21 protein-coding genes and 1 tRNA gene are annotated in these 23,519 nt (G+C 63.0%); 13 read left to right on the top strand and 9 right to left on the bottom strand.

Annotation, left to right across the window (positions count from 1 at the left end):
• Nucleotides 1-21 precede the first annotated feature (21 nt).
• The 5 genes from J5286_RS19625 (at nt 22) to J5286_RS19605 (ending at nt 2,963) form a co-directional block, all read left to right on the top strand.
• Nucleotides 22-98 (top strand) — tRNA-Met (locus J5286_RS19625).
• A gap of 110 nt (nt 99-208) precedes the next feature.
• Nucleotides 209-808, top strand: coding sequence for an alpha/beta family hydrolase (locus J5286_RS19620; protein WP_348529277.1), 600 nt, complete (start codon nt 209-211; stop codon nt 806-808).
• Between the two features lie 147 nt (nt 809-955).
• Nucleotides 956-1,873, top strand: a complete 918-nt coding sequence (locus tag J5286_RS19615; protein ID WP_209191790.1) for an ABC transporter substrate-binding protein — start codon at nt 956-958, stop codon at nt 1,871-1,873.
• 59 nt (nt 1,874-1,932) lie between these two features.
• Nucleotides 1,933-2,580 (top strand): L,D-transpeptidase, encoded by a 648-nt coding sequence (locus tag J5286_RS19610; RefSeq protein WP_209191786.1) that lies wholly within the window; start codon nt 1,933-1,935, stop codon nt 2,578-2,580.
• A gap of 65 nt (nt 2,581-2,645) precedes the next feature.
• Nucleotides 2,646-2,963 carry a hypothetical protein gene (locus tag J5286_RS19605; RefSeq protein ID WP_449090065.1) on the top strand — a complete coding sequence of 106 codons (318 nt, stop codon included), beginning with the start codon at nt 2,646-2,648 and terminating at the stop codon, nt 2,961-2,963.
• A 55-nt stretch (nt 2,964-3,018) separates the two neighbouring features.
• Here the strand turns inward: J5286_RS19605 and J5286_RS19600 are convergent, their stop codons facing one another.
• The 4 genes from J5286_RS19600 to J5286_RS19585 form a co-directional block, all read right to left on the bottom strand.
• Nucleotides 3,019-5,262 carry a glycoside hydrolase family 2 protein gene (locus J5286_RS19600; RefSeq protein ID WP_209191785.1) on the bottom strand — a complete coding sequence of 748 codons (2,244 nt, stop codon included), beginning with the start codon at nt 5,260-5,262 and terminating at the stop codon, nt 3,019-3,021.
• A gap of 92 nt (nt 5,263-5,354) precedes the next feature.
• On the bottom strand, nt 5,355-6,266 hold the full coding sequence (locus tag J5286_RS19595) for an SMP-30/gluconolactonase/LRE family protein (RefSeq protein WP_209191784.1): 912 nt from the start codon (nt 6,264-6,266) through the stop codon (nt 5,355-5,357).
• A 114-nt stretch (nt 6,267-6,380) separates the two neighbouring features.
• Nucleotides 6,381-7,202, bottom strand: a complete 822-nt coding sequence (locus tag J5286_RS19590; RefSeq protein WP_209191783.1) for an SDR family oxidoreductase — start codon at nt 7,200-7,202, stop codon at nt 6,381-6,383.
• Nucleotides 7,203-7,303: 101 nt separating this feature from the next.
• Nucleotides 7,304-8,491, bottom strand: coding sequence for a phytanoyl-CoA dioxygenase family protein (locus J5286_RS19585; RefSeq protein ID WP_209191782.1), 1,188 nt, complete (start codon nt 8,489-8,491; stop codon nt 7,304-7,306).
• A 105-nt stretch (nt 8,492-8,596) separates the two neighbouring features.
• Here J5286_RS19585 and J5286_RS19580 point away from each other — a divergent pair, with 105 nt between their 5' ends.
• The 6 genes from J5286_RS19580 to J5286_RS19555 all read left to right on the top strand — a co-directional run bounded on the left by J5286_RS19580 (nt 8,597) and on the right by J5286_RS19555 (nt 16,853).
• A complete protein-coding gene (locus J5286_RS19580; protein ID WP_209191781.1) occupies nt 8,597-9,613 on the top strand; it encodes a LacI family DNA-binding transcriptional regulator in 1,017 nt (338 codons plus the stop codon).
• A 92-nt stretch (nt 9,614-9,705) separates the two neighbouring features.
• The gene (locus J5286_RS19575; RefSeq protein ID WP_209191780.1) at nt 9,706-10,926 is read left to right on the top strand and encodes an adenylate/guanylate cyclase domain-containing protein; all 1,221 of its coding nucleotides are present in this window, start codon (nt 9,706-9,708) and stop codon (nt 10,924-10,926) included.
• Nucleotides 10,927-11,079: 153 nt separating this feature from the next.
• Nucleotides 11,080-11,511: an OsmC family protein gene (locus tag J5286_RS19570; RefSeq protein ID WP_018902456.1), complete on the top strand. Its 432-nt coding sequence runs from the start codon at nt 11,080-11,082 to the stop codon at nt 11,509-11,511.
• Between the two features lie 358 nt (nt 11,512-11,869).
• Entirely contained in the window at nt 11,870-12,478 is a 609-nt protein-coding gene (locus tag J5286_RS19565; protein WP_209191779.1) for a TetR/AcrR family transcriptional regulator, read from the top strand.
• A 55-nt stretch (nt 12,479-12,533) separates the two neighbouring features.
• Entirely contained in the window at nt 12,534-13,682 is a 1,149-nt protein-coding gene (locus tag J5286_RS19560; RefSeq protein WP_209191778.1) for an efflux RND transporter periplasmic adaptor subunit, read from the top strand.
• A gap of 24 nt (nt 13,683-13,706) precedes the next feature.
• Nucleotides 13,707-16,853 (top strand): efflux RND transporter permease subunit, encoded by a 3,147-nt coding sequence (locus J5286_RS19555; RefSeq protein WP_209191777.1) that lies wholly within the window; start codon nt 13,707-13,709, stop codon nt 16,851-16,853.
• A gap of 252 nt (nt 16,854-17,105) precedes the next feature.
• Here the strand turns inward: J5286_RS19555 and J5286_RS19550 are convergent, their stop codons facing one another.
• Nucleotides 17,106-17,978 (bottom strand): methylated-DNA--[protein]-cysteine S-methyltransferase, encoded by an 873-nt coding sequence (locus J5286_RS19550; RefSeq protein WP_113009268.1) that lies wholly within the window; start codon nt 17,976-17,978, stop codon nt 17,106-17,108.
• An 80-nt stretch (nt 17,979-18,058) separates the two neighbouring features.
• Nucleotides 18,059-18,571 carry a DUF2244 domain-containing protein gene (locus J5286_RS19545; protein ID WP_113239365.1) on the bottom strand — a complete coding sequence of 171 codons (513 nt, stop codon included), beginning with the start codon at nt 18,569-18,571 and terminating at the stop codon, nt 18,059-18,061.
• Nucleotides 18,572-18,593: 22 nt separating this feature from the next.
• Here J5286_RS19545 and nth point away from each other — a divergent pair, with 22 nt between their 5' ends.
• Entirely contained in the window at nt 18,594-19,376 is a 783-nt protein-coding gene (gene nth / locus J5286_RS19540) for an endonuclease III (protein WP_111565280.1), read from the top strand.
• A gap of 6 nt (nt 19,377-19,382) precedes the next feature.
• On the opposite strand, the gene J5286_RS19535 is transcribed toward nth, so the two are convergent.
• Nucleotides 19,383-20,096 carry a sulfate transporter family protein gene (locus J5286_RS19535; protein WP_209191776.1) on the bottom strand — a complete coding sequence of 238 codons (714 nt, stop codon included), beginning with the start codon at nt 20,094-20,096 and terminating at the stop codon, nt 19,383-19,385.
• 219 nt (nt 20,097-20,315) lie between these two features.
• Between J5286_RS19535 and J5286_RS19530 the strand changes: the two genes are divergently transcribed.
• Nucleotides 20,316-21,170 carry a MurR/RpiR family transcriptional regulator gene (locus J5286_RS19530; RefSeq protein ID WP_113009184.1) on the top strand — a complete coding sequence of 285 codons (855 nt, stop codon included), beginning with the start codon at nt 20,316-20,318 and terminating at the stop codon, nt 21,168-21,170.
• A gap of 12 nt (nt 21,171-21,182) precedes the next feature.
• Here the strand turns inward: J5286_RS19530 and J5286_RS19525 are convergent, their stop codons facing one another.
• Both J5286_RS19525 and J5286_RS19520 read right to left on the bottom strand, forming a co-directional pair.
• Nucleotides 21,183-22,766, bottom strand: a complete 1,584-nt coding sequence (locus J5286_RS19525) for an FGGY-family carbohydrate kinase (protein WP_209191775.1) — start codon at nt 22,764-22,766, stop codon at nt 21,183-21,185.
• Nucleotides 22,766-23,455: an HAD family hydrolase gene (locus tag J5286_RS19520; RefSeq protein ID WP_209191774.1), complete on the bottom strand. Its 690-nt coding sequence runs from the start codon at nt 23,453-23,455 to the stop codon at nt 22,766-22,768. Before J5286_RS19520 ends, J5286_RS19525 begins: the two co-directional genes overlap by 1 nt.
• Nucleotides 23,456-23,519 lie beyond the last annotated feature (64 nt).

Raw genomic sequence — 23,519 nt, 5'->3', positions numbered from 1 at the left:
TCCCAAAGGGATTTACGCTGGCGCGGGGTGGAGCAGCCCGGTAGCTCGTCAGGCTCATAACCTGAAGGCCGCAGGTTCAAATCCTGCCCCCGCAACCAATCTTCTTTCCCAAAACACACACTAAACCTAAGCCCTGTCGGCTTGCGGACTTATCCTGTAATAAGACAGCAGCAAGTCTTTCCTGTTTTCCGGTCCCGACAATGCCCCAGTGACGATCCTTCTCGCGCATGGTGCCGGCGGTGCCATGGATTCGGCGGGTATGGAGCGGTTTTCCGAGGCTCTGGCTGCGGCTGGAATGCGGGTCGCTCGGTTCGAGTTCGGTTACATGGCCGAGCGGCGGCTGTCCGATCGGCGTCCGCCGCCACCCAAGGCGGAGACCTTGATCCCTGAATATCTGGCGGCGGTGCGCGACCTTGAAGCCAGCGGTCCGCTTGTCATCGGCGGCAAGTCGATGGGTGGGCGGATTGCCAGCATGGTTGCCGATGATCTCTATCGCTCGGGCGATATCGTGGGATTGCTGTGCCTCGGCTATCCGTTTCATCCGATGGGAAAGCCGACGCAATTGCGCACGGCGCATCTGACCGCAATCGAGACGCCGACACTGATCTGCCAAGGGACGCGGGATGCATTCGGGACGCGCGAGGAAGTCGCGGGCTATGCGCTTTCGCCCGCGATCGAGATCTTCTGGCTCGAGGATGGCGACCACGACCTGAAGCCGCGCAAGGCTCTCTCCGGCTTCTCGGCGGCGGATCATATGCAGGCGATGGCGTCGCGGGTCGGTGCATGGGCGTCTGGCCTGCAGCGTTGATCTGTCTTTTCTAAAACACTCTACGCTTGACTAACTGCGCCCGCTTCTGCATCCTGGCGTTGAAATATCAGCATGCGATCCGATCAGTGTCTGCCGAGGGGGAACATTGTGAGAGATGGTGCCGGTTGCGGCGTGTTCGTCGTTTTATTGTCCGTATTGGGGGCTGGGACGCCCGTTCTTGCGGATGACCTCAAGATCGCCATGCCGAACTGGCCCTCCGGTCAGGCTACGGCCTTTATTCTCAAGGTCGCGATCGAGAAAGAATTCAAGCAGCCTGCTCTTGTCCAGGAAATGGGCACGCTCAACGCCTTTGCGGGGCTGGAGAAGGGGAGCGTCGACATCCACCCGGAAGTCTGGCAGCCCAATCTCGCCGATGTCATCGAAAAATTCGTGACCGAGAAGGGTGTGGTCGTTCTGGCCAAGCATACGGTTCCGGCGTGGCAGGGCATCTGCGCGACGCCTGAAGCGGCCGAGAAGGGGATCACTGATATCACCGATCTCAGCGACCCCGAAAAGACCAGTCTTCTCGATACGGATGGCGACGGCAAGGGGGAGATGTGGATCGGCGCGCCGACATGGTCGTCGACGGGGATCGAGCGCGTCAGGGCGAACAGCTATGGTTACGCCAAGACGATGACGCTCGTGGAGGCCGAGGAAGAGGTGGCGATGGCCGGCATCGACGCCGCGGTCGCGACCGGCCAGCCGGTGGTGTTCGCATGCTATGCGCCGCATTTCGTCTTCGGCCTGCACAAGATCGTCCGGCTTGAAGAACCAAAGCATGATGCGGCCAAATGGTCGTTGGTGAGCGCGACCGATCCGCTGTGGATCAAGAAGTCGTCGGCCTCGACGGCCTGGGACACGGCGACCTTCCGTATCGCCTATTCAACAGCGCTTGCCAGCAAGCACCCCAAGATCGCGGCCTTCCTCGAAAAGGTCGATCTGACGCCGGAGGAGGCGACGGCGATGAGCTATGCGCTCGAGGTGGAGCGGCAGGCGCCGCTCGGCTATGCCAAGGCGTGGGTGGAGCGCAACGCGGCGCGGATCGATGGGTGGGCGAAGCCATGAGGGCGCGGTCTTCTTCTGTGGCAACATGCGGTGCGGCGTTCGGTTGGGTAACCCGGCGCTTGCGCAAGGGGTTGCCTTTTGCGGTGGCGGCAGTGTTGCTGGCGCCCGTCATCGTGCTGGCGCAGACGCAGATCTATGACGCCAAGACGCGGACATGGGTCGATTATGACAGCAAGAAGGCCCGGCAATATTACGCGCGCAACAAGCAATCGCCGGAAGCCTTTCGCAGGCAGATCGTGACGTTCCGGACCGCGGAGCCGCCCGGGACGATCATCATCGATGGCAACCAGCATTTTCTCTACCTCGTGCAACCGGGCGGACAGGCGATCCGTTACGGTATCGGCGTCGGCCGCGATGGGTTCGGCTGGGCGGGGATCGTGCGGGTCGGGCGCACGGCCGAATGGCCGGTATGGACGCCGCCCGCCGAAATGGTGGCGCGCGATGCCAATGCGGCCAAATGGGCGGCCGGCATGCCCGGCGGGCCGGAAAACCCGCTCGGGGCACGCGCGCTTTATCTCTATGCCGGCGACCAGGACACGATCTACCGCATCCACGGCACGGCCGAGCCCTGGACGATCGGCCTCGATGTATCGTCCGGGTGCATCAGGCTCAACAATGACGACGTGACGGATCTGCATTCGCGGGTGCAGATCGGTGCCAAGGTCATCGTGCTCATGCAGGGGGCTGCACTCTACAAGGGTATCTGATCGACGGCGCCGGCATTGACCGGGGATTGATCAGGCCAGAATTTATCAACGTCTGGAGGGGACAGATGTCGAGAGACGAATTGAAGCGAGGCGGTCGGGCTCTTCTGGGCCTGGCGGGACTGTTATCGTTGGGCGCCTGCACACCGGCACCGCCGCCACCAGAAGCCATGGCGCGCACAACGCTGATGACGGCGCCGGCCGATCTGCAGTTGCTTTGCGCCAATGCGGTGACGAGCAGCGCCGGAGCCGGTGTCAAGGTTCTGCCGACAGGCTCTCGGCTGCAGCCTGACGGGACGTTCGCCGTTGATCTCGACGCCGGGGGTAAAAAATACTCCTGCATCGTCGACAACAACGGCAGCGTGCGGTCGGTGACGCCCGTCTGAGCGCGATGGGAGCGCATCGAGCCCTGGCCTGTGAAGACCAGGGCTGTGGCCGCCGTCACACGGCGGCGAGCGTCAGCGTGACTTTACCAAAGCGAGGGCAGGTGGCCGCAAGCGTGATCTCGCCGGTCAGGCCCGTGGTCTCGATCCAGAGACCGGCCGTGCCGCCCTGGAGCGGGATGGTGCTGGGGCCGACGATCTTTGCCGGGCCGGTGAGAGATATCGTCACCACTTCGTTCAGGAAGGGCAGGCGCTGGCCTTGCTGGTCGAGCGCGCGCAACACGACACGGGTGGTGTCGCGTTCGCGTGCCTTCAGCCGGGTACTGTCGGCCACCACCTGCAGCGTCGTCGGCAAAGGATCGGCGACCAGCGTCAGCTTTGCCACGAGCGCGCCGTCGACATAGCCGGTGAAGCTGCCGTCGATCCACTTCTGGCCCCATATGCCGAGTTCGTCGGCGGTGAAGTGGCGGTGGTCGAAGACCACAGGCGGATGCGGCAGGTGCGGGAAGTTCTCGTAGTCGGGGCCGACGCGCTTGGTCACCGAGCCATAGGCCAGCTCGACCTCGTCGCAATTCGTCAGCACGATCAACGGGAGCACGCCGCCGATGTTGCGCTCGCCGCGTGCCCAGAAGGTCACCGGCTTCATGATCACCTCTTCGGAAGGTTCACACTGGCTGGCATAAGCGTAAGCGGCGAATTTCGGTTCGCGGAACATGTCCATGACGCCGTGGTAGCAGATGCGGTCGCCGGAGCCGAAATCCTTGTGGGTGTTGTAGTCGAACATGCACCAGCCGATGGCGCCCGCTATGTCGGGATCGCCATAGGCGGCGTTCAGCACTTCCAGGTGGCGGCGGACATGTTCGGCCTGGCGCGCTTCCTGGTCGTAGATCTTGGTCGGGTACATGTGACCACCGAATTCGGTGATCATATATGGCACCTTGTAGGAAAGGCCGGTGCTTTCCTGCTGCGGGCGCAGCGGCGTGCGCGGGCGGTTGGCGCCGGGCAGCTCCTCGTTGCCGAGGATGAAGTCGTTCATCGTGTAGACGTCCTCGAGCAGCTCGCTATCGGTGATGTAGCGAACGCCGCCGGTCGGACGGGTAGGATCGAGCTCGCGGGCAAGCCGGTTGGTCTCGGCGTAGAAGTGGTGGCTGTCCTGGCTCTCGTTGATGCGCACGCCCCAGATGACGATCGAGGGATGGTTCCAGTCGCGCTCGATCATCCGGCGGACGTTGCGGATGGATTCATGCTGCCATTCCTGGTCGCCGATGTGCTGCCAGCCGGGGATTTCCTCGAACACGAGCAGGCCGATCTTGTCGCAGCGATCGAGAAACCACTTCGATTGCGGATAGTGCGAGGTGCGGACCATGTTGCACTTCAGCATGGACTTCATGATGTCGGCGTCGCGTTCCTGGGCGGAGCGTCCGGCGGCGTAGCCGACATAGGGGAAGGACTGGTGGCGGTTTAGGCCGCGCAGCTTCAGCGGCCGGCCGTTCAGCCGGAAGCCCTCGGGGGTGAATTCGGCCGTGCGGAAACCGAAGCTGGTCGTCAACCTGTCCGAACCATGGCTGGTCTTGAGCTCCACCGTCATCTGGTAGAGTTCCGGATTGTCGATATCCCAGAGTGCAATACCGGTGAGGCCGCTGAAATCAAGCGTCGCGTCGTCGCCGGTCGTGTCCGCTGACGCGGTGGCCAGCACATTGCCATCGATATCGGCGAGCGAGGCCGTCAGCGTTCCCAGGAAGGGCACGTTGCGAGGGTTGGAGAGATGGACACGGACGGAAGCGGACTTTTCTTCCGAAAGCACATCCGTGGTCTCGATCTTGACGTTTTGGATCGAGACGGGATCGGTGACCTTCAGCCAGACCTCGCGGTAGATGCCGGCGTAAGTCAGGTAATCGATCGCGCCGCCGAAGGGCGGGATGGCGGGGTTCTCGCTGCCGTCGATGGTGACTGATATCAGGTTGTCGCCGCGTTGCAGGCCGTTGGTCAGGCGCGCCTCGAAGGGCGTGTAGCCATCCTTGTGGGCGATGATCTCCTCGCCGTTCAGATAGACCACGGCGTCGGCCATGGCGGCGTCGAACACCAGCGAGACCTCGCGGCCCTCGAATTCCGGCATCCAGCGCAGCAGTTTCTGATAGGTGAAAGCGCGCTGGTAGCTCGCTTCATCAAAATAGTTGAACGGGAGTTCGACCGCCGTATGCGGCAGGTTGACGATGAAGCGGCCGTCGAAATCGCGCAGCAGATGCTGGCCGGCACCCTCATGGAAAGCCCAGGATTCGTTATAGGGAACGATGGAACGCATGTCAGTTTCTCACGGCAGTAACGGTATCGGGGACGGAGGCGCAGCGAGGCGCCACAAGCGGTCTCGACTACGCGTTCAATGTCAGTTTTGGCTTACGGGTACTGGGCGCCGTTGGTCGTCGTGTAAATGGCGTAGACCGATTGCGTCGCGGTTATGAACAGGCGGTTTTTCTTCTGGCCGCCGAAGGTGATGTTGGAGACCGTCTGCGGAACCTTGATCTTCCCGAGAAGGGTGCCGTCTGGCGCGAAGCAGTGAACGCCGTCGGCGGCACTGCTCCAGAGATTGCCGGCAACGTCGAAACGGAAGCCATCGGGCACGCCGTTGTCGATCGAGCAGAAGTAGCGGCTGTTGGTCAGCTTGCGGTCGTCGACGACGTCGAAGACGCGGATATGGCGGGGCACCTCGTGGTTCGAGGAGCCTGAATCGGCGATGTAGAGCTGCTTTTCATCCGGCGAGAAGGCGAGGCCGTTGGGCTGGATGAAGTCGGTGGCGACCGCTTCGATTTCGCCGGTTCCGGCATCGATGCGGTAGACGTTTCTGGTTTCCTGCTCGGGCTCGGCCTTGTGGCCTTCATAATCGGACATGATGCCGTAGCTGGGATCGGTGAACCAGATGGAGCCGTCGGAGCGGACGACGACGTCGTTGGGCGAATTGAGCCGCTTGCCCTTGTAGCGATCGGCAAGCACGGTGATGCGGCCATCCGCCTCGGTGCGGGTCACGCGGCGGCCGCCATGTTCGCAGGATACCAGCCGGCCCTGGCGATCGCGGGTGTTGCCGTTGACATAGTTGGACGGGGAGCGGAAGACCGAGGCGCCCCCATCGGGCACCCAGCGCATGATGCGCTCGTTGGGGATGTCGCTCCAGAGCAGGCAGTTGAGATCGGAGAACCAGACGGGACCCTCGGCCCAGCGGCATCCGGAATAGAGTTCTTCCAGTCTGGCGCTGCCCGCGATCAGGCGATTGAAACGATCATCTCTGATGTCATAAAGCGCATCTTGCGACACAGGCTGCTCCTCCCAAAGCGATTTGATCTCCTTCGTAAACGTAAACGAAGCGACGTGCCAGAGCCCGGCCGCGCAAAAGGCCGAGGCTCCGGCATTTTTGGCTTTGGCAATTTTTCAGAGCGGGGCCTGCGGGTGCGGCGAGCCGTCGTAGGCGCCCCAGATCGATTGGTCGAAACAGATCATCGAGCCGGTCATCAGGCCGGATTCCGGCGATGAAAGGTAGGCGCAGGCGCGGGCCACTTCCTCGGGGTCGACAAGACGGCCGAAGGGCTGGGCGGCGGCGGCTTCGTCCAGCCAGTTGGCGGCGGCGCCGTGGAATTCGCGCTGGATACGGTCCTCGCCTTCCGAGGCCATCCAGCCGATGTTCAATCCGTTGACGCGGATGCGGTTGCGCAGCAGCGCATAGGCGGTGTTCTTGGTCAGCGTTTCCAGCGCGCCCTTGGAGGCGCAATAGGCGGCGATGAAGGGCTGGCCCGCCTTGGCCGACATCGAGCCGATATTGACGATCGTGCCCTCGGTGTTTTCGCGGCGCATGATTTTCACGCTTTCCTGGATCAGGAAGAAGGGCGCGCGCACGTTGATCGCGAACATGGTGTCGAAGAGTTCGGGGCTGGTGTCGAGAATGGTGCCGCGATCGGTGGTGGCGGCGGCGTTGACCAGCGCATCGACGCGACCGAAAGCCGTGTCGCAGGCCTGCACGACCTTGCTGGCATCCTCCACCTTGGAGAGATCGGCCTGGACATAGACCACCTCGGCGCCGGTCGCGCTTGAGATCTCCTCGGCCTTCGCGCGGCCCTTGTCGGCGTTGCGGCCGCAGATGACGATGCCCTTGGCGCCGCGCTCGGCAAACAGCCGGGCGATGGTGGCGCCGAGGCCCTGCGTGCCGCCGGTGACGATGGCGATCTTGCCGTCGAGGCGGCTGTGGTCTGTGCTCATATATGTTCCTCCCTATGATATCTGACTGATGATGCGCGAATGGCCCCTCGCGATGCGAGAGGCCTTTTGTCGTTGTCGTTATTGAATGCCGTGCTGCGTGCTCAGCTCAGCTTTTTCTCCGCCTGTTTCGCCAGCACCTCCGCGAACATCTCGTCGCTCCAGCCCGCCGCCAGTGCCTCGTGCATCAGCTGCGCCTGTGTCTTCGGTGCGAGGCCGCCGAGCGGTGGGTCGCGGTCGAGGTTGGTGGGGAAGGAGTAGCCCTCGGCGCAGGCGGCCACCGCATTGGCGATTTGTGATTGCGAGAGCGTGTCGGACAGTCGCTTCAGCGCCGGGAAGAGGGTGGCGCTCATGCGCTGCCGATCGACCGTTTCCATGGCGCGGCCGAAGGCGGAGGAGACCTGCAGCAGGTTGGCGACGCGCTTGATATCGGCCGAGCGGTTGGTGCCGGCGGCATGGAAGAGCGCCGGGTTGAAGAAGACGACGTCGCCCTTCTTCAGCGGCAGCTGCACGTGGTTCTTCTCGAAATAGCCGCGGAATTCCTGGCGCTTGAGCGCCAGATATCCCGGCACATAGGTCTGGCTGTTCGGCAGGAAGAGTGTCGGTCCGCTTTCGAGCGGCATGTCGCAATGAGCGACCGCGCCCTGCAGCGTCAGCACCGGCGAGAGCCTGTGGACGTGGACGGGGAACTGCTCGATCACCTGAGAGGACTGGAAGCCGAGGTGATAATCGCGGTGCGCGGATTGGGCGGCGCCACCGGGGTTCACGCGGTTGACCTGCGCAGTCATCTGGTAGCTCGGGCCGAGCCATGCCTGGCTTGCCAGCGCCACGATCGGGTTGGCGTAGTATTCGGCGAAATTGTCGGGGTCGGCGAGGCAGTGCTTTTCGAGCGAGTTCCAGATGCGGTCGTTGGCGCCGGCCTTGGCGAAGTGATCGCCGCCGCCCGTCGACGTGCGGTGCTGCTCGGTAATGATGTCGTCGAAGATCTTGCTGGCGCGGTCGATGATACCCGTGTCCTCATAGGCGCCGGTGAAGACGACGACACCGGGGCCTTCGGCGAAGGCTTCGCAGATCTCGGCCAACAGCGCGCGCTTGCCTTCAGGATCCGCGATGACAGCCCTGACATTGCGGCTGTCGTAGATCAGCACGTTTTTCTCTACGGCGGCTGCATTCGGATAATCGGCGAGCGATGTCGTCTTTTCGGCCAGCGCCCGGAAATCGTCGAGATCGCAGGCATCCTCGGTGAGCCAGACGCGGTCGGCGCGCAGCTTCTGCAGATTGTCGGTTTTCATCAGATGCTCCTCCATTCCTGATGAAGGCACTATACGGCGCGGCGAGGGCTGTGATAGATCAGGAATCCATCAAAAATACATCAGATTGGATCGGAGCCTCACCGCATGGCGCATGTCTTTCTCGTCAAGGATATCGCCTTTCAGGCGGGCTTGAGCACCGCGACCGTGGACCGGGTGTTGAACGGCCGGCCGGGTGTGCGGCGGCAGACGGAGCTGCGGGTGCGGGCGGCGATCGCGGAGCTCGAGAAGCAGCAGACGGAGGTGGCCGCCGGCGGGCGGACGATCGCGATCGATATCGTGATGGAGACGCCGGAGCGCTTCAGCACGACGGTCCGCGCCGCCTTCGAGGCTGAAGTCGCGACCTTTCTGCCGACGGTGTTTCGCTGCCGCTTTCACTTCGCCGAGGTAATGAAGCCGGCGGAAATCGTCCAGCTTCTCGACCGGATACGGCTGCGCGGCACCAAGGCCGTCGTGCTCAAGGCGCCCGATGTGCCAGAGGTCGACGCCGCCGTGTCGCGGCTGGAGGAGGCGGGCATTCCCGTGGTGACGCTGGTGACCGATCTGCCCAATTCGGCGCGGATCGCCTATGCGGGAGCGGATAACCGGGCAGCGGGCGAGACCGCCGCCTATCTGATCGGCGAGCGGTTTGCCGGCGCTCCGGGACGGGTGCTGGTGACGCTGTCGAGCGGTCGGTTCCGCGGCGAGGAGGAGCGCGAGATCGGCTTTCGCCGCATCATTCGCGAGCGATACCGTGAGATCGGCATTACCGAGATCAGCGAAGGGCACGGAACGGACGCGGCGACCGGCATTCTGGCGGCGCGGGCGATCGCGGCCGACGAGACGATCGACGCGGTCTATTCGATCGGCGGTGGAAATCGCGCGGTGCTGGCGGCCTTCGAGGCGGCGGGGCGGCCGATCCGGGCGTTCGTCGCACATGATCTCGATGCCGATAACCGCGCGCTCTTGAAAGCCGGCAAGATCGGCTTCGTGCTGCATCACGACCTGCGCTCCGATGCGCGTACGGCGTTCCGCGCTGTGATGAGCCGTGGTGTTTCCGGACGTATCGCGCCGGCATCCTTGTCGGCGGTGGAAATCATCACACCTTACAATATGCCGGTGTGAGATCGCGGCGGGACATGACGTTTGTCAGCTTTGCCGTTCCGTCGGTCGTCAAATCACGATAAGGCTTGCGTATCAGACAAGGTGACTATGGCATGGAATACAGTGATATCGGTACGGTTGCGACGTGGCTGACGGAGCAGGGGCTGAATGGTGCGACTGAAACCGAGTTGCTGACCGGCTTCTGCGATACCTGCCGCAGGCTTGGCCTTCCGCTCGACCGCAGCCTGGCGCTGATGGATACGCTGCACCCGGTGCATGAGGGGCGCGCCTTTCGCTGGGATAGCGAGCAGGATGTCGAGCCCGAGTTTGCTTATGGCCCGATGGGCGGCGATGGGAACTCGCTGGAAAACTGGCATCGCTCGGCCTTCTACCATCTCTGGACGGGCCCCGAGAACGAGGTTCGCCGGCGGCTGGCGTTCGGTGATCCGGCCGATTTCTACATGCTGGATACGATGCAGGCGGAAGGGCATACCGATTTCGTCGCGATGGTGCGCAAGTTCGACAAGGCCGGCACGATCGGCGAGATGGATTGCTTCTTCGTGCATTTCGCCACGCGCCATCAGGAAGGGTTTTCCGATCATCACATGATGGTGCTGCGCAAGCTGGCGCCGGTGCTGGCGCTGGCGATCAAGTGTATCGGGCTCGGGCGCATCGCCCGCACCATCGCCGAGGTCTATCTCGGCGAGGATGCGGCGCGCCAGGTGCTGGATGGCAAGATCAGCCGGGGCAAGTCGGAGCGGATTTCGGCGGTGCTCTGGTTCTCGGATCTGGTGAACTACACGAAGATCTCCGACAGCGCCTCGCCGGAGGAAATCCTGCCGATGCTGAACGCCTATAGCGACCTTGTCATCACGGCGGTGCATGAGGCCGGCGGTAATGTGCTGAAGCTGATCGGCGACGGGGTGCTGGCGATCTTCAAGGCCGACGCGCCGGCCGATGCCTGTTCTGCGGCACTGAAGGCCGAACGGGTGTTGCACGAGAGACTGGTGACGCTGAACAACGAGCGCGCCTTCGAGGAGCGGCCGACCACCGACGTCTATATCGGCCTCCATATCGGCGACGTGTTCTATGGCAACATCGGCAGCCAGGAGCGGCTCGACTTCACGGTCATCGGCCCTGCCGTCAACGAGGTCAGCCGCATCGCCTCGCTTTGCCGGTCCGTCGATTTCAACGTGTTGATGTCGTCCGATTTCGCCGCCGCCGTTCCTGAAGCCGAGCGTGGCGCGCTGGCCTGTGTCGGGCGCTACGCGCTGCGGGGCGTGCAGCGGCCGCAGGAGCTCTTCACGCTGGAGACGGCGGGCACGATCCGCTGATCAGCGCAGTACCGGCGCAATCAAATTTTACAAGACTGTCGCCTTCCTGGATTAGAGACTTATATGCTCGGGCGAAGGGGTTTTCGCGCCTCTTGACCGGATGACGCGGCGGGTCGCTGCGTTAGAAAACACTCAGTCCAACAGGAGAACGGCATGCAGATCAATCGCACAGGTTCCGCACAGTGGTCGGGCGGCATCAAGGACGGCAAGGGTCAGATCTCGACGCAGAGCGGCGCGCTCAAATCCTACCCTTATGGCTTTGCCAGCCGTTTTGAAGGTCTCCCGGGCACCAATCCCGAAGAACTGATCGGCGCCGCCCATGCCGGCTGCTTCACCATGGCGCTGTCGCTGATCCTCGGCGAGGCCGGCTTTACGGCAACCAGCATGGAAACGACGGCGAAGGTGACGCTCGAGAGCGTCGAGGGTGGCTTCGCGATCAGCGCCATCCTCCTGACGCTGCGCGGCACGGTTCCGAACTGCGACGAGAAGACCTTCATCGAACTCGCCGGCAAGGCCAAGGCCGGTTGCCCGGTTTCCAAGGCGCTGGCCGCGGTGCCGATCACGCTGGATGCGCAGCTCGCGTAAGCTGGTATTTATCGATTGTTTGAGATGCCGCGGTGCTTTGTGCCGCGGCATTTTTTATTTGTGGGTGTGGTGAAGACCCCTCCCCAACCCCTCCCCACAAGGGGGAGGGGCTTGCTGGATGCGATGTGCTGCCCATAACTGCAACCGATCAACATCACCGACAAAAGAGCGGGGTAGACGGATACCGCGAGTTAGCCCCTCCCCCTTGTGGGGAGGGGTTGGGGAGGGGACTTTTCGATCAGAGAGACCTCTCCACCCTATCCAATCCCGCAACGTAAAAGATTGACTTTCACCTTCTGATGCCTTACGACTGACGAAAATCGAAATTCGTCAGTCGTAAATCAACACGGCAGAAATCATGAGCGACACCGCCGAAAGCATTCTCGAAGCGACAAGACAGGAGAATGTGACCCGCATTCTCGATGCGGCCGAGCGGCTGTTTCGTCACTATGGCTACGCCAAGACAACGGTCGCCGATATCGCCCGCGATCTCGGAATGTCGCCAGCCAATGTCTATCGCTTCTTTTCCTCGAAAATTGAAATCCACCAGGCGATCTGCGGGCGCATGCTGGCTGCGAGCTACCAGCAGGCCTATGAGATCTGCCATCTGCCGCTCAGCGCTTCCGAGCGGCTCAGCCGTTTCGTGCGCGGGCAATACCAAATGACGGTCGAGACCATGCTTGACCAGGAAAAGGTGCATGAGATGGTGGTCGTCGCCATCGAGCGCGACTGGCATGTCATCGAAAAGCATGTCGACAGCATTCAAGCCCTGCTGGCCGAGGTGATCCGCGAGGGGATTGAGGCCGGCGAGTTCGTCGATCAGGATCCTACCACCGCGTCGCGCTGCTTTGGTGCCGCCACGGTGACGCTCTGCCACCCGATCATGGTGGCGCAATGTCTTGCCAAGACCAACCGAGCGACGGTGGACGAGCTGATCGACTTCTCCATCAGGGCTCTGAAGAGATAATCGGGCGGCACGGCCGCCAACAATTCAACACACAAACATACCGGGAGTGCGAAAGATGATTTCGCTGAAGACAGTCAAGTTGCCGTCCGTTGCCAGTTTCGCGCTCCTTGGCGCCGTTTCGCTAGCGCTTTCGGGCTGCAGCGAGGAGAAGAAGGCGGAGACCAAGGAGATCCTTCGGCCGGTCAAGGTCGTGGAGATCGCCAAGGCCGGCGAGACCCGCGCGCTCGATTATTCCGGTGCGGTGAAGGCGCGCGTCGAGATGAACCTCGGCTTCCGCGTCGCCGGCAAGATCACCGAGCGCCGCGTGAATATCGGCGACCGTGTCCAGCCGGGCGATGTGATCGCGCGCATTGACGCGACCGACTACGAGCTCGCGACGAAGACGGCGGAAGCCAATCTGGCGGCGGCCGAAAAGGGGGTCGGCACGGCTGATCTCGCCAACAAGCGCGCCCAGCAACTGTTCGACAAGAGCGTGACGGCGAAGTCGCAGCTCGAGCAGGCATCGCTCAGCTATGACCAGGCAGTCTCCACGCGCGACGCGGCTCGCTCCTCTCTCGACCAGGCGAAAAACCAGGTGAGCTATGCGGAGCTGAAGGCCGACCAGAGCGGCATCGTCACCGCGATCAGCGCCGATACCGGCACGGTCGTTGCCGCCGGCACGCCGGTTGCGACTGTCGCGCTGGACGGCGAAAAGGAAGTGCAGATCGCGGTGCCTGAGAACGACATCGCGGAGTTCAAGCCGGGCAAGACGGTCAAGGCGAGCTTCTGGTCTTCGGCCAAGCTGGTGCTCGATGGCAAGGTGCGTGAAGTCTCCGGTAGCGCGGATGCGCAGTCGCGCACATTCGCGGTTCGGGTGAGCCTGCCGCATGACGAGCGCGTCCTGCTCGGCATGACGGCGACGATCGAGGCCAGTGTCAGCAACGCCAACACCTATGTCGCCATCCCGCTCGCCGCACTTGCCGAGAAGGATGGCAAGAAGATCGTCTGGGTGGTCGATCGCGACCAGCAGACCGTGCATGCCCGCGACGTCACGATCGCCGATTTCACCGGTGACGGCGTCAATATTGCCGACGGCCTGAAGACCGGCGATCTCGTGGTTGCCGCCGGCACGCAGTTCATGACCGACAATCTCAAGGTCAAGCTGCCGGGCCAGCAGTCGGCATCCGCCGAAACTGCGGCCGAGACCGGCGACGTCGTTCGCTAAGCGGTCAGGAGAGGGAACGGGACAATGGACAACTCCACCACCGAGAAGAAGCCCTTCAACCTGTCGCGCTGGGCAATCGGCCATCCGAGCATCGCGCGTTTCCTGTTCGGCCTGATTCTCATCACCGGCGTGCTCGGGCTGATGCGGATGGGGCAGAAGGAAGACCCCGATTTCACCTTCCGCGTTATGGTCGTGCAGGCCGTGTGGCCGGGCGCCTCGATCCAGGAAATGCAGGATCAGGTGGTCAACAAGATCGAGCGCAAGCTGCAGGAAACCCCGCATATCGACTGGGTGAAATCCTACACGCGCGCCGGTTCGGCCGTCATCACGCTGCAGATCAAGGGCGATACCAACGGGGCTGATGTCGCCGACGCCTTCTACCAGGTGCGCAAGAAGGTCGGCGATATCTCCAACGAGCTGCCATCCGGCCTGCTCGGCCCCTATTTCAACGACGAATTCGGCGATACCTTCATCACGCTGCAATCGATTAGCGGCGATGGCTACAGCTATCCGGAACTGAAGAAATTCGCGATCCAGGCGCGCGACATGCTGTTGACGACGCCGGGCGTCGAGAAGGCCGTGATCATCGGCGATCAGCCGGAAAAGATCTTCATCGATGTGTCCTCGCAGGCGCTTGCCGAACGCGGGCTGACGATCGTCGACCTGCAGAACGCCATCAAGGGCCAAAACAGCGTCGATCCCGCCGGCTCCGTCGATACGGGCACGCGCTCGGTGCGCATCGCCGTCGAGGGCGACGTGACCAAGGCCGCTGATATCCGCGAGCTCCGCCTCAAGGCCGGCAACCAGGTGACGCGCCTCGGCGATATCGCCACCGTCTATTCCGGTCTCGAAGATCCCTATCAGCGCAAGTACCGCTTCAATGGGCATGAGAGCGTCCAGGTCGGCGTCGTCATGGCCAAGGGCTACAAGGTCACCGATGTCGGCAAGGATGTCGAAGCGACCTACAAGCGCTTCGAGGAATCGCTGCCCTACGGCGTGTCAGTCGACCAGATCTCCAACCAGCCGGATGTCGTCACCGACGCCGTCAGCGAGTTCATGCATGCGCTCGGTGAAGCGCTGGCCATCGTTCTCGTCGTCTCGTTCCTGTCGATCGGCTGGCGTTCGGGTCTCGTCATCGCGATCGCCATTCCGCTGGTGCTGGCCGCCACTTTCGCCATCATGTACGAGCTTGGCATCGACCTGCAGCGTATTTCGCTGGGCGCGTTGATCATCGCGCTTGGGCTGCTCGTCGACGACGCGATGATCGTGGTCGAATTGATGGAGCGAAAGCTTGAAGAGGGGCTGGTGAAGATCGAGGCGGCGAGTTTCGCCTATTCCTCCACCGCCTTCCCGATGCTGACGGGTACGCTGATCACCACGGCCGGGTTCATTCCGGTTGGCTTCGCGGCCTCCACGGCCGGGGAATACGTGCGCACGCTGTTTTATGTCGTCGGCATCGCGCTCGTGGTCTCGTGGTTCGTCGCGGTCTATTTCACGCCGTGGCTCGGCTACATGATCCTGAAGCAGCGCCAGCATGCGGGCGGCGCGCATCATGATGCCTTCGACACCAGCTTCTATCGCCGGCTGCGGTCGACGGTGGGCTGGGCGGTGCGCCACCGGATCATCGTCGTTGCCATGACGCTGGTGACCTTCGCCACCAGCCTCTGGGCCTTCCAGTTCATTCCGCAGAACTTCTTCCCGCAGTCCTCGCGCCCCGAAATCCTCGTCGATCTCTGGCTGCCAGAGGGTACCAGCATCAAGGAAGTCGAGACGCAATCGAAGGCGCTCGAAGCCAAGATCATGGACGACAAGGACAAGAAGTTCGTCGCCACCTATATCGGCGAGGGCGCGCCGCGCTTCTTCCTGCCGCTCGACCAGCAGCTTCCGAACCCGAACTTCGCGCAGCTTCTGATCATGGCCAATGACGAGCCGGCCCGCGAACGGCTGATCGTCAAGCTGCGTGATATCCTCGCCGAAGACTTCCCCGATATCCGTGGCAAGGTCGATCGCCTGTTCCTCGGTCCGCCGACAGGCTGGCCGGTGCAGATGCGCGTCATGGGTCCGGATCGCCAGGAAGTCCGCAAGGTCGCCGACGAGGTGAAGGCGAAGTTCCAGGAAAATCCGCTGCTCGGCGCAATTCACGACGACTGGCTGGAGCAGGTGCCGGCGATGAAACTGGTGATCGACCAGGATCGCGCCCGTGCGCTTGGTGTCACTTCGCAACGCGTCCGCCAGATGCTGCAGACGGCGATGTCCGGCGCGCCGCTCGACGATTTCCGCGATGGCGAGGAGACGGTGTCGATCGTCGCCCGCGAACCGGAAGCCAATCGCTCGCTGCTGTCGGCCGTCAACTCGGTCTACGTGCCCACCGATTTCGGCGGCTTCGTGCCGGTCTCGCAGATCGCCAAGGTGGTGCCGGTTCTCGAGCAGGGCATCGAATGGCGGCGCGACCGCCTGCCGACGATCAGCGTGCGGGCAACCCTGCCTGATGGCGTGCAGTCGAACGACGTGGTCATGAAGATGTATGCCGATCTGCAGCCGCTGCGCGACAGCCTGCCTGCCGGCTACAAGGTCGAGATCCAGGGCGGAGCCGAGGATTCAGCCGAAAGCCAGGCCTCGATCGCCGCCAAGGCGCCGATCATGCTTGTGGTGATCGTGCTGCTTCTGATGGCGCAGCTGCAGCATTTCGGCAAGGCGATGCTGGTGCTGGCGACCGGTCCGCTCGGGATCATCGGTGCCGCAGCCGCCCTCTTGATCTCCGGCGCGCCCTTCGGCTTCGTCGCGATCCTCGGCGTCATCGCGTTGCTCGGCATCATCATCCGCAACTCGATCATCCTGATCGACCAGATCGACCAGGACATCAAGGCGGGCATGCACCGGCAGGAAGCGATCGTCGGCGCGGCCGTGCGCCGTTTCCGCCCGATCATGCTGACGGCGCTGACGGCTGTTCTTGCGCTGATCCCGATCTCGCGCGGCGTCTTCTGGGGCCCGCTCGCCTACGCCATGATGGGCGGCATCCTGGTTGCCACCGTGCTGACCATCCTGGTGCTGCCGGCGGCTTATGCGCTGTTCTTCGGCAAGGAGCCGAAGGGCAAGGAGGATGAGGCTGCTTCATCGGGTGACGATGACGCGGTGGATCACCGGCATCCGCCGGCGATTGCGGCGGAGTGAGAATGCGGACGGCGCGGTGAGAACCGCGCCGTTTTTGTATAGGATTATCTGTATAGGACTATCGATGAAAACTGAGGGTGTGGCCCCCTCATCCGACCCTTCGGGCCACCTTCTCCCCGTTGGGGCGAAGGGAAGATGGAGCGAGCGGCCCACTCCGAGTCTCTTCTCCCCAACGGGGGGAAGGTGCCGGCAGGCGGATGAGGGGGCCTCACCCGCTGACCTATCGAAAGCCGCGCGCTCCCCCACCCCCACTCAAGCGTGCGCCGACTCCCACCCCAGCATCGCCCGCTTGCGCGTCAGCCCCCAGTGATACCCCGTCAACGCGCCGCTCTTGCCGAGCGCCCGATGACACGGCACCACGAAGGAGATCGGGTTGGCGCCCACCGCCGCCCCCACTGCCCGCATCGCCGTCGGACGGCCGATGTCGCTGGCGATGTCGCTATAGGTGACGGCCTTGCCGAACGGGATCTTCAATAGGCTCTCCCAGACCTGGACCTGGAAATCGGTACCGATCAGCACCACGCGCAGCGGCTGCTCCGAGGTCCAGCGGCCTGGCTCGAAGATGCGAGCGGCGTAAGGAGCCGTCGCCTCGCGGTCCTCGACGTATTCGGCGTTCGGCCAGCGGCAGGTCATGTCCTCGAGGCAGGCCGTCTCGCCGCCGATGTCGGCGAAGGCAAGGCCGGCGAGGCCGCGGTCGGTCGCCATGACCAGCGCGATGCCGAAAGGCGACGGATGAAAACCGTAGCGGATGGTGAGACCACCGCCGCGCGCCTTCCATTCACCGGGAGACATCGCCTCGTGCGTTACGAAGAGATCGTGCAGCCGCCCGGGGCCTGACAGACCGACCTCGAAGGAGGTCTCCAGCAAGGGGAGTTCCTCCTTGCGCAGCAGCCGCTTGGCATGATCGAGCGTCACCGCCTGCAGGAAGGCCTTGGGCGAAAGGCCGGCCCAGCGGGTGAAGGTCTTTTGCAGCTGAGTCGGCGATTGATTGAGACGCATGGCGATCGCTTCCAGCGACGGCTGCTCACGATAATCCTCGGTGATCAGCTCGATCACCTGGCGGACGGTCTCGTAGTCGGGACCATCGGGCGTGATGTCTTGGTTCAGCTTGGCTACCATGTTCATGATCTTTCTCCTTGTCACAAGGAGATAGTCAAGCGGGATCGCTCAAGCCACCCGATTCTTGCGCCAGAATTAGATGATTGTCAGATACGCTGCTTGACCGTCGCCAACGCCCGCTTGAACGCCTTGGCGAAGCTTTCTCGGTCATCCGGGTTGAGAAAGCCGCCAATATCCGTTGCCCGCCCCTGTCCATAGATATGCATGGAGAGGATGCCGATCTCGTCGTGGCGGCGCACCGAAAAGCGCGTCCAGAACGGATTGAAGTGATGCTCGACCGTGCGCCCCGAAGGCGCGATCTTGCGGACCGCGATATCGGTGCGCGACACCGTCACCATCTCGCGCGCCCTGGCCGAGCGATAGTTCAGCCGGAAGGCGCCGTAGAGGAGCAGGAAATCGAGCCCGAAGAAGAAGCCGATCGGCCAGGCGCCGGTAGCGATGAAGAACAGGCCGTAGAGCAGGCAAACGCCGCCCGAAAGCAGCAGGAGCACCCTGAACCCCTTGCGGCCTAGCGACCGGTGGGGAAAGAGCTCGGCTGAGAACACGGGCTGGTCCAAAACCGCCGGCTGGCCAGCGCTGTCGGCGTTGCTTTCCATCATGGCTGCCGAGTATAGATTGTCCATGTCCAGTCCGAAACTCAAATCCTCCGCCACATCGTCGCAGCCCGAAAAACCCGTCGTTCGCCGCAAGAAAAAGGCGAGCGTCCGCTCCGTCTATAGCGAGGCCGAGCGCGAGGAGATGTTTCGCCGCTTCTCCGTGCAGCGGCCGGAACCGAAGGGCGAGCTCGAGCACTCCAACCCCTTCACGCTTGTCGTCGCCGTGGCGCTGTCGGCGCAGGCGACCGATGCCGGCGTCAACAAGGCGACGCGCGCCCTCTTCAAGGTCGCCGACACCCCGCAGAAGATGCTGGATCTCGGCGAGGAGAAGGTGCGCGACTACATCAAGACGATCGGGCTCTATCGCAACAAGGCGAAGAACGTGATCGCCCTCTCGCGCATGCTGGTCGATGTCTTCGGCGGCGTGGTGCCTCAGACGCGCGACGAACTGGTGATGCTTCCAGGCGTCGGCCGCAAGACCGCCAATGTCGTGCTCTCCATGGCCTTCGGCCAGGCGACCATGGCCGTCGATACGCACATCTTCCGCATCGCCAACCGCATCAAGCTGGCGCCAGGCAAGACGCCCGACGAGGTGGAGGAGCGACTGATGAAGGTGGTGCCCAAGCACTACCTCTACCACGCCCATCACTGGCTCATCCTGCATGGCCGCTACACCTGCAAGGCGCGCCGCGCCGAATGCGAACACTGCGTCATCGCCGATCTCTGTCGCTCGCCCGAAAAGAGCTGTGACATCCCGGCGCCGCTCGTCGAGCTGCCGCCGCAGGTGATCGGCGAGGCCGTCGAGTAGGAAGGATCAGATCCGAACGCCGAGTTCCTTGCGCGACAGCAGCTTGTGCAGATGCACCATCATGCCCGCGGCAAACAGCGGCGTCAGCAGATTGACGATCGGGATGGCCAGGAAGGCGGTGATCACGAGGCCGGCGAGAAACACCGTCGGCGCATGTTTCTGGCGGAAGAGCCGCGCTTCGGCCGGTGGCCTGAAGCGCATGGCGGCGAACTCGAAGAATTCCCGGCCGAGCAGATAGCCGTTGACCAGGAAGAAGGCGACGAGGTTGACGCCGGGGATGAACAGCAGGAACAGCGCCACGATGTTGCCGACGATGACGACGCCGAGGAACTTGATCGAGCTCAGCATCGCCGGGCCGAGCGGCATGGCGGTGCCCGGCACGTCTTCGGGATAATCGCGCTTTTCCACGACGTCGGCGACATCGTCGAGAAACAATCCGGCGATCAGCGCGGTGACCGGCGACAGCAGAAGTGCCAGCCCCAACGCCAGCCCGATCCCCGCCATCATGGCGAAGACGAAGCCGAGCCAGCCTGCCCAATCAGGCATTGCAGGAAAGAAGCTGGCGATCCAGGGAAAGACGAAAGCCATGAAAGCGCTGCGCAGCGCCAGCCACAGACCGATCAGCGCGAGGACGGTCAGTCCGAGCACCTTCCAGAACACCGACCGCGTTTCCGGGGCGAAAAGATTGGCGACGGAAAGGCGCGCCGCTTCGAGGATCATGGTGACGTCTCCGGTTGTGGCGATGATGTAGGAATCTGATCTTTGAACGGCAAGGCTGAAATTATTTCGCCGGATTGAGGGAATTGTTGTTCAAAAGCCTTTCATAATATATATTTAAATCAGCATCTAAGATTACTTGCAGGGCGCTCCGAATATTTGCGGACGCAAGGATTTGTTTCAAGCAGACAGGAAACATCACCCAAAATCGGGACAGCTGCCGTGGAAGACTTTGTTCAGAAGCTCCGCCAATACGCGAAATCCGGCACGCCCGCCGAACGTCGCATCGCAAAATATTTCACCGAACACTTGAGTGATCTTCCGTTCGAAACGGCAGCCTCGGTGGCCGACCGGCTGGATTTGAGCCCGATGACCGTCGGCCGCTTCCTGCGGGCGCTGGGCTATCAGGGGCTCGACAGCGTCAAGGTGCAGATCCGCGACGTCGCCGGCGTCTCGGCCACGCAGATGCAGGCCTCGATGTCGGAACTGCAGGTCGATGCAGCCGACGGAAAGCCGCTCGCCGTGCTGGTCGCCGAACAGATCCAGGCGCTCCATCACATTTATCATCTCACCGGACAGCAGCACTGGAGCGACGCGGTGGCGATGATCCGCGCGGCAAGCGAGGTGTTCATCGCCACCCATGTCTCGCAGGCAAGCTTCGCCACGCATTTCAGCCAGCGCCTGACGCAAGCGCGCGATGGCGTGCATGCGCTCGACGGCAGCGGAAACCGCTTCGCCGAGCTCTTCGCGCGCGTCAGCGGCGAAGGCGCGCTGCTCGTAATCATCGACAGCCAACGCTTCAAGAAGGCCCGTCTGCTCGCGCGCATCGCCCGGCGCTACGGATACAAGGTCGTGCTCATCAGCGCCCAGAGCGCCAACTGGGTGCTCGACCAGGCCAATCTCATCCTGCCGCTTCCCCCGACCCGGCCGGGCGAGCAGGACAACCTGCCGCCGGTGATCGCGCTGCTCGACTGTCTGTCCTCGGCCGTTGTCAGCGCTGTCGGCGACGAGGCCGTCGCGCGTGCGAGCCGCATGACCGAGTTCAGCGTCATGCTCGGCGAAGAGCCCAACCGGTAGACTATCCGAAATCTATTCCATCGCCTCGAGCTCGGCTCGATGGCGATACATCGCGAGCAGCCGGCGGTAATCCCGATCGTAAAGCGCGCGCTTGCTCTCATCGGGAACATGTACGTCGCCGCCGGGATACATGGCCGAACCCGCAGTGGCGAGATCAGCATGCAGGCCGCAGGCGACGGAGGCCGCCATCGCGGTTCCCAGAAGCACCGCCTCGTTCATCTTCGGCACCACGACCTTGCAGCCGGTCGCATCCGAATAGAGCTCCATCAGCACAGGGTTCTTCACATGCCCCCCCGCCACATGCAGCGTGTCGGGCGCATAGCCATATTCCTTCATCCGCTCGAGGATGTGTCGGATGCCGAGCGCGATCGCCACGGCGGTGCGCCAATAGAGTGCGCAGAGCCCGTCGAACGAGGTGTCGAGCGTCAGGCCGCTGACGGCGCCGACCGCATGGGGGTCGGCAAGCGGCGAGCGGTTGCCGTGGAAATCTGGCAGCACGAAAATCCTGGCGCCGAAGGCATCGCCCTCCTCCGAGCGCAGCTGCGAGATCCGCGACACGATCTTCTGGTGCAACGCCGCCGTCGGCTCGCCGCCGGCCGCATGCATCCTGACGACATGGTCGAGCAAAGCCCCGGTAGCCGACTGTCCGGCCTCGACGAGCCAGGTGCCGGGAAACACGGCCTCATAATAGGGTCCCCACATGCCGTGGCTCGGGCGTCGCTTGCGCGAGAACGAGACGATACAGCTCGACGTGCCGGCGATCAGCGCCAGCTGCCGTTCCAGCTGCTCCGGATCATGCGCATCGCCGCCAAGCGCGCCCAGCGCGCCGGCATAGGCATCGATCATGCCGGAGGAGGCGTGACAGGCTGTCGTCAGCCCGAGCGCCGATGCCGCTTCCTTCGTCAGCGTGCCGACGCTGCCGCCGACGGCAATGGTATCGTCAGGCAGCTGCCCGCGCGCCTGCAGGTCGTCGAGGCCGATCTGCTCGAGAAAATCCTTGCGCCAGCCATCCTGGAGATGGGCCAGATAGTTCCACTTGGACGTCAGCGTGCAGCGCGACCGCGCCAGCGAGCCGGTGGATTTCCAGGTCATAAAATCGGCGAGGTCGAAGAGATAGCCCGTGTTCGCCCATGTGCCGGGGAGCTTCTTCTTCAGCCACATCAGCTTCGGCATTTCCATCTCGGGCGACATGAAATGCCCGGAATGCTCCAGCACCTCGTGGCCGGTCGCCGTGCAGAAATCCGCCTCCTTTAGCGCCCGGTGATCGAGCCAGACGATGGTGTCGAACCGCCGCTCGCCGCCCGTCGACACGCTGATCTGCCCGCCATCGATATCCCGGACCACAAGCGAGCAGGTGCCGTCGAAACCGATCGCGCCGATGCTCTCGGGCGCGGCACCCGATTGCTCCATCGCGCGGCGCACGGCGATGCACACCGCCGACCATATATCCTCGGAATCGTGCTCGGCGTGGTTTTCGCGGGGCCGGTTCATGATTATCGGATGATCGGCCTTGCCCAGCAGCTGGCCGCGCGCATCGAAGACGCCGGCGCGTGCGCTGCCCGTGCCGATATCAACAGCAACCACATGCTGAGGCATTAAAGGTCGTTCCCGTCCCGCTGATGTTTTTTGATAAGGTGGATCAAATCCGGCATGACGTCAAACGTAGCGTCGGGGGAAAGGCGGTCAAGCTCGTCGCGATAGCCGGCGAAATTGGCATGCGAACCGCCGGTAAAGGCAAAGACGGTCATGCCGGCGGCCTTGGCGGCCTCGATGCCGGCGGGGCTGTCCTCGATCACCACGCAGTTGGCGGGATCGACCTGCATCTGGCTTGCCGCATGCAGAAAGAGGTCCGGCGCCGGCTTGCCGTTCTTCACCATCGAGGCGCTGAAGATATTGGGCAGCCGGTCGATCAGCCCGGTAACGGTGAGCGACAGACGGATGCGCTCCACCTGACTGGACGAGGCTACGCAGCAGGGGATGTCGAGCGCGTCGATCGTATCCGCGATGCCTGCGATCGGCTTCAGTTCGGTGCGGAACCGCGCGTAGAGATCGGTGCGGATCTGCTCCAGGAAAGCTTCGCCCGGATGGACGTTATATTCCGTCTTCATCGTCTCGATCACGGTCGCGAGGCTGCGTCCGAGAAAGCGGCCATACACCTCGTCCTCGGTGATAGGCACGTTGAGATCGTTCATGGCCTTGACGAGAACGGTGACGGAGATCGGCTCGCTGTCGACGAGAACGCCGTCGCAGTCGAAGATCACAAGCCATGTTTCAGCATCAGCCATGACACATCCAATCAGGGTTCAAGACATTGCAGGCAGAGGTGGGTGGATAGCGGCGGGGAACGCC

This window comes from Rhizobium sp. 16-488-2b (assembly GCF_017741815.1).
GTDB lineage: Bacteria > Pseudomonadota > Alphaproteobacteria > Rhizobiales > Rhizobiaceae > Rhizobium.
The sequence above is the reverse complement of the archived record's forward strand: the minus strand, read 5'-3'. Positions and strand labels throughout refer to the sequence as shown.